The organism is Paraburkholderia sp., assembly GCF_026225065.1.
In the GTDB taxonomy this organism is placed as follows: domain Bacteria; phylum Pseudomonadota; class Gammaproteobacteria; order Burkholderiales; family Burkholderiaceae; genus Paraburkholderia.
Genome location: NZ_JAMFSB010000288.1, coordinates 1 through 5,182, shown reverse-complemented (window position 1 = coordinate 5,182; position 5,182 = coordinate 1). Strand labels below are relative to the sequence as shown.

Genomic DNA, 5,182 nt, shown 5'->3' with positions numbered 1-5,182 from the left:
TCTCCGTAACTCCTCGCAATGTCTTTGAAGGCTGCAGGGCACGGCAAGCGGGCCTCGGCACATTAAACTCCTGCGCATGGCTATTCAAATTCTGGTTGTCGACGATGACGCCGATCTGCGCGACCTGTTGCGCATCTATCTGGGCGAAGTGGGCTTTGAGGTCTCTGTGCTGCACGACGCGAGTTCGCTCGAGCGTCGGCTCGAACGCGAACGTCCCGATCTGATCGTCCTCGACCTGATGATGTCGGACATCGATGGCCTGACCGCGCTGCGCAAACTGCGCGCCACCGGCGACGACATTCCGGTCATCATCCTGACGGCGAAGGCCGACGCCGCGGATAGAATCAAAGGTCTCGAACTGGGCGCAGACGATTTTCTCGCCAAACCGTTTAATCCGCGCGAGTTGCTCGCCCGCGTGCAGGCTGTGCTGCGGCGCCGCACGCAGCCCTCGGCAGCGGCGCCCGAACAGCGCGAGCCGTTTGCCTTCGGCGCCTTTACGCTCGACTTTCAGTCGCGCACGCTGATGCAACGTGGCCGCCCGCTGATGCTGGCGGATAGCGTGTTCGCGTTATTGCGCGTGTTCGTCGACAATCCGATGCATGCGCTGACCCGCGAACGCCTGATCGAGCTGCTGCACGGTCCGGAATACGACGGCACCGACCGCGGCATCGACGTGCAGGTGTGGCGCCTGCGCCGCATCCTCGAAGCCGATCCCTCCGCGCCGCGCTTCATTCAGACGGTGCGCGGCCGCGGTTATCTGTTCGTGCCCGAGGGCACGCCGCAGCCAGGGTCTTCATGAGCCGGGGCTTTTCGCCGGCTTTGGCTGCCGTCTTCATCAAACAGAAAGAAAGGGATCGTTGGATGGTGACAACGCGCAGTAAACGTGGCACTTTTCCGCAGTTGTGGAAAATCTCTCTTTTTCACCTTGGCCTGCGGCCGCTAACCGGACAATTGAACCGGTTGCGCAAACAGGCGCGAGTAGTTCTTGCCGGCCTTGCCCACGTTGGCCAGGCCAGACCTATCATCAAACGCAACACCCGTTTTCGGAGATTGATATGAGCGAAGCCGTGTCCACGCAGCCCAAGCGCTCGCGCGTCAGGATCATCCTGGTCGCGGTCATAGTGCTGGCGCTGGTCGCGCTCGTGGTTATGCACATCCTCGGGCAGAAGAAACCCGCCCGCGGCGCGGCCCCGCAAGTGGTGACCGTTGCCAACGCGACCCTCGGCTCGATGCCCGTGACCCTGAGCGAACTGGGCACCGTAACGCCTACCGCAACCGTGACTGTGCTGCCGCAACTGAGCGGCTACCTGACTGAAGTCGGCTATCAGGAAGGCCAGGACGTCAAGAAAGGCCAGTTCCTCGCCCAGATCGATCCGCGTCAGTATGAGATCGACTTGCAGCAGGCCCAGGCGGCGCTCGCGAAGGACAAGGCCTCGCTCGCCCAGGCTCGCTCCGATCTCGCGCGTTTTGAACAGTTGAACGAGCACAAGTCGATCGCCGAGCAGACCTTTGTCGACCAGCAGTTCCTCGTCCAGCAGGATGAGGCCACGGTCAAGTCGGATCAGGCGAACATCGCGCAATTCCAGCTCGACCTCGCTTACTGCCATATCACCGCGCCGGTTTCCGGACGCGTCGGCCTGCGCCTCGTCGATCCGGGCAACTACGTCACGGCTTCGTCCTCGCCGGGCATCGTCGTCATCACGACGATGAAGCCCACCACGGTGCAGTTCACCGTGCCACAGGACTCGCTCGCCGCGGTGCTGCAACGCATGGGTTCGGGCGCCAGCCTGCCGGTCACCGCCTTCAGCAGCGACAACTCGAAGCAGATCGCTGTCGGCACGCTGTACGCGGCGAGCAACCAGATGGCCACGGCCACTGGCACGGTCACCTTGCGGGCCACCTTCGCCAATGACGACGAAGTGCTGTTCCCCAACGAGTTCGTCAACGTCAAGCTGCTGGTCGATACGATGCAGAATGCCGTGCTGGTGCCGACCCCGGCCGTGCAGACGGGCGCGCCTGGCGACTACGTGTATCTCGTGAATGCCAACAACACGGTCTCCGTCCATAAGGTCACGCTCGGACCGAGCGACGGCAAGAACACGGTCATTACAGCGGGGCTCTCGGCTGGCAACATCGTCGTGACGGACGGCACCGACCGGCTGAGCGATGGCGCGCCGATCAAGGCGGCTGCCGCAAAGCCCGCCTCGGGCAGCGCAGCATCAGCTTCGGACGCGGACTCGTCATCGGCCGCGGCAGCGGGAGCCGCGAGCGGCGCCCATGGCCATCATAAGCACGGCCAAAGCGGTGCCTCGGGGGCAAGCGCCGCCTCCGCCGACGCAGCTTCGTAGACGCGGATCCACTCGCCGATGAATATCTCCCGTCTGTTTATTCTTAGACCCGTAGCTACGCTGCTGCTGATGATCGCCATGGTGCTGGTTGGCCTCGTCGCGGTACGCGTGCTGCCGGTCTCTTCGCTGCCTAACGTCGACTATCCGACTATCCAGGTGCAGACCTTCTATCCGGGCGCGAGTCCGGACGTAATGGCCACCACGGTGACCGCGCCACTCGAGGTGCAACTGGGCGAGATCCCAGGCCTGCAGCAGATGACCTCGTACAGTTCGGATGGCGCCTCGGTCATCACGCTGCAGTTCGACCTGTCGCTGAACCTGGACGTCGCCGAGCAGAACGTCCAGCAGGCCATCAACGCGGCCAACAGCTTCCTGCCGGCCGGCCTGCCCGCGCCGCCGACCTACGCCAAAGTCAACCCGGCCGACCAGCCGATCCTGACGCTCGCGGTCACCTCCAGCTCGATGTCGCTCACGCAACTCGAGGACGCCGCCAACAACCGCCTCGGCACCAAGATCTCGGAAGTCTCGGGCGTGGGTGTCGTGACCACCAGTGGCGGCAACGTGCCGGCCATCCGGGTCGAAGCCGACCCGCAAAAGCTGGCCGCCTACGGCCTGAATATCGACGATCTGCGCACCCTCCTCAGCTTCGTCAACGTCAGTCAGCCGAAGGGTAATTTCGACGGTCCGGACCTCGACTACACGATCAACGGCAACGACCAGATCTCCGATCCGAAGGACTACCTGAACACGGTGATCGCCTACCAGAACGGCTCGCCAGTGTTCATGCGCGACGTCGCCCGCGTGACCTCGGCCGCCCAGGACGTCGAGCGCGGCGCCTGGTATAACGGCACGCCCGCGATCGTGCTCAACGTGCAGCGCCAGCCGGGCGCGAACGTGATCGCTACCGTCAACCAGATCATGAAGGAATTGCCGCAGCTCGAATCGACGCTGCCGGCAGGCATGAAGGTCACGGTTGTCTCGGACAGTACCGGCGTGATCCGCTCGTCGGTCTCCGACGCAGCCATCGAACTGATACTCGCCATCGTGCTGGTGGTGGCGGTGATCTTCGTGTTCCTGCGCAACGTGCCGGCCACGATCATCCCGAGCATCTCGGTGCCGGTATCGTTGATCGGCACGCTGGCCGTGATGTACCAGTTGAACTACTCGATCGACAACCTCTCGCTGATGGCGTTGATCATCGCGACCGGCTTCGTGGTCGACGACTCGATCGTGATGATCGAGAACATCGTGCGCTATCTGGAAGAAGGCAAAACGCCACTGGAAGCGGCACTCGAAGGCGCCGGGCAGATCGGCTTCACGATTCTCTCGCTCACCATCTCGCTGATCGCCGTGCTGATTCCGCTGCTCTTCATGGGCGGTGTGATCGGGCGCCTCTTCAGCGAATTCGCGGTGACGCTCGCGGTCACCATCGTGCTGTCGGCCGTGGTCTCGCTGACTGTCGTGCCGATGCTGTGCGCGCGGCTCTTGCGTGCCCAGGCCGAACGCCATCCGAGCCGCTTCGAGCGGATTAGCGAAGGCCTCTTCGACAAGACACTCGCCGCCTACGACAAGGGCCTGCGCTGGGTGCTCGATCACCAGGTGCTCACGCTTCTGGTGTTCGTCCTCACCCTTGTGCTGACCGCCGTTCTGTACATCGTGATTCCGAAGGGCCTGTTCCCGGTGCAGGACGTCGGCGTAATCGAGGGCATCAGCGTGGCCGACAACTCGGTGTCCTACAAGGCGATGGTGACACGCCAGAGCGCGCTCGCCGATCAGATCCTGAAGGATCCCGATGTGGTCTCCCTCACCTCGTATGTGGGAATCGACGGCACCAACTCCACGCTCAACAATGGCCGCTTCCTGATCAATCTGCGCGACCACGACAAGCGTTCGGACACCGCGCAGGAAATCGCGCGGCGCCTGCAGACGGAAGTCGCCAATGTGCCCGGCATCAAGCTCTTTATGCAGCCGGAGCAGGATCTGACGCTCGACACCACGGTTTCGCCGAACCAGTACAGCTTCGTGCTGCGCGGACCGAGCCAGCAGGCCTTCCAGAAGTACGTGCCTGAACTGATTGCGCGCCTGCAGAAGATTCCGTCGCTCGCCGATGTGCAAAGCGACATGAACACCGACGGCATGAGCGTGAATGTCGAAGTCAACCGGCAACTGGCCGCGCGTTTCGGCATCACCCCGGCGACCATCGACAACGCGCTCTACGACGCGCTGGGCCAACGGATTGTCTCGACCATCTTCCAGCAGTCGGACCAGTACCGCGTGATCCTCGTCGCCAAGCCGGAATCGCTGCCTAACGTGGGCTCGCTTGGCAACCTGTACTTGCCGAGCCAGACCAGCAGCACCGGTCAGGTCCCGTTGTCTGCCATCGCCAAGATCCAGATCGTCAAGTCGCCGCTCGTGATCAGCCATCTGGCGCAGTTCCCATCGGTCACCATCTCGTTCAACCTCGCGAAGGATGCGTCGTTGAGCACGGCGGTGAAGCAGATCCACGAGGCCGAACAGGCGGTCAATCTGCCGCCGTCGATCACCTCGTCGCTGCAGGGCGCGGCGCAGGCGTTCCAGGACTCGCTCTCGAGCGAGGTGTACCTGCTGATCGCCGCGCTGGTGGCCGTGTATATCGTGCTGGGCGTGTTGTATGAGAGCTTCATCCATCCGGTGACGATTCTCTCCACCCTGCCCTCGGCCGGGATCGGTGCGCTGCTCGCGTTGATGATCGCCGGCAGCGATCTCGACGTGATCGGCATCATCGGGATCGTGCTGCTGATCGGTATCGTCAAGAAGAACGCCATCATGATGGTGGACTTCGCGCTCGACGCCGA

At 63.0% G+C, this 5,182-nt stretch carries 3 protein-coding genes; all 3 read left to right on the top strand.

Annotated elements, in window-relative coordinates; genetic code table 11:
- The first annotated feature begins 76 nt into the window (after window positions 1-76).
- Window positions 77-799 carry a response regulator gene (locus tag M0954_RS20450; RefSeq protein ID WP_122154955.1) on the top strand — a complete coding sequence of 241 codons (723 nt, stop codon included), beginning with the start codon at window positions 77-79 and terminating at the stop codon, window positions 797-799.
- Window positions 800-1,055: 256 nt separating this feature from the next.
- A complete protein-coding gene (locus M0954_RS20445) occupies window positions 1,056-2,348 on the top strand; it encodes an efflux RND transporter periplasmic adaptor subunit (protein WP_297355188.1) in 1,293 nt (430 codons plus the stop codon).
- An 18-nt stretch (window positions 2,349-2,366) separates the two neighbouring features.
- Window positions 2,367-5,182 (top strand): efflux RND transporter permease subunit (locus M0954_RS20440; protein ID WP_297355186.1); only part of this gene is annotated, 2,816 nt, incomplete at its 3' end.

Coding starts and splice junctions, on each gene's coding strand:
- M0954_RS20445 (WP_297355188.1), top strand. CDS start 1,056: ATGAGCGAAGCCGTGTCCACGCAGCCCAAGCGCTCGCGCGTCAGGATC.
- M0954_RS20450 (WP_122154955.1), top strand. CDS start 77: ATGGCTATTCAAATTCTGGTTGTCGACGATGACGCCGATCTGCGCGAC.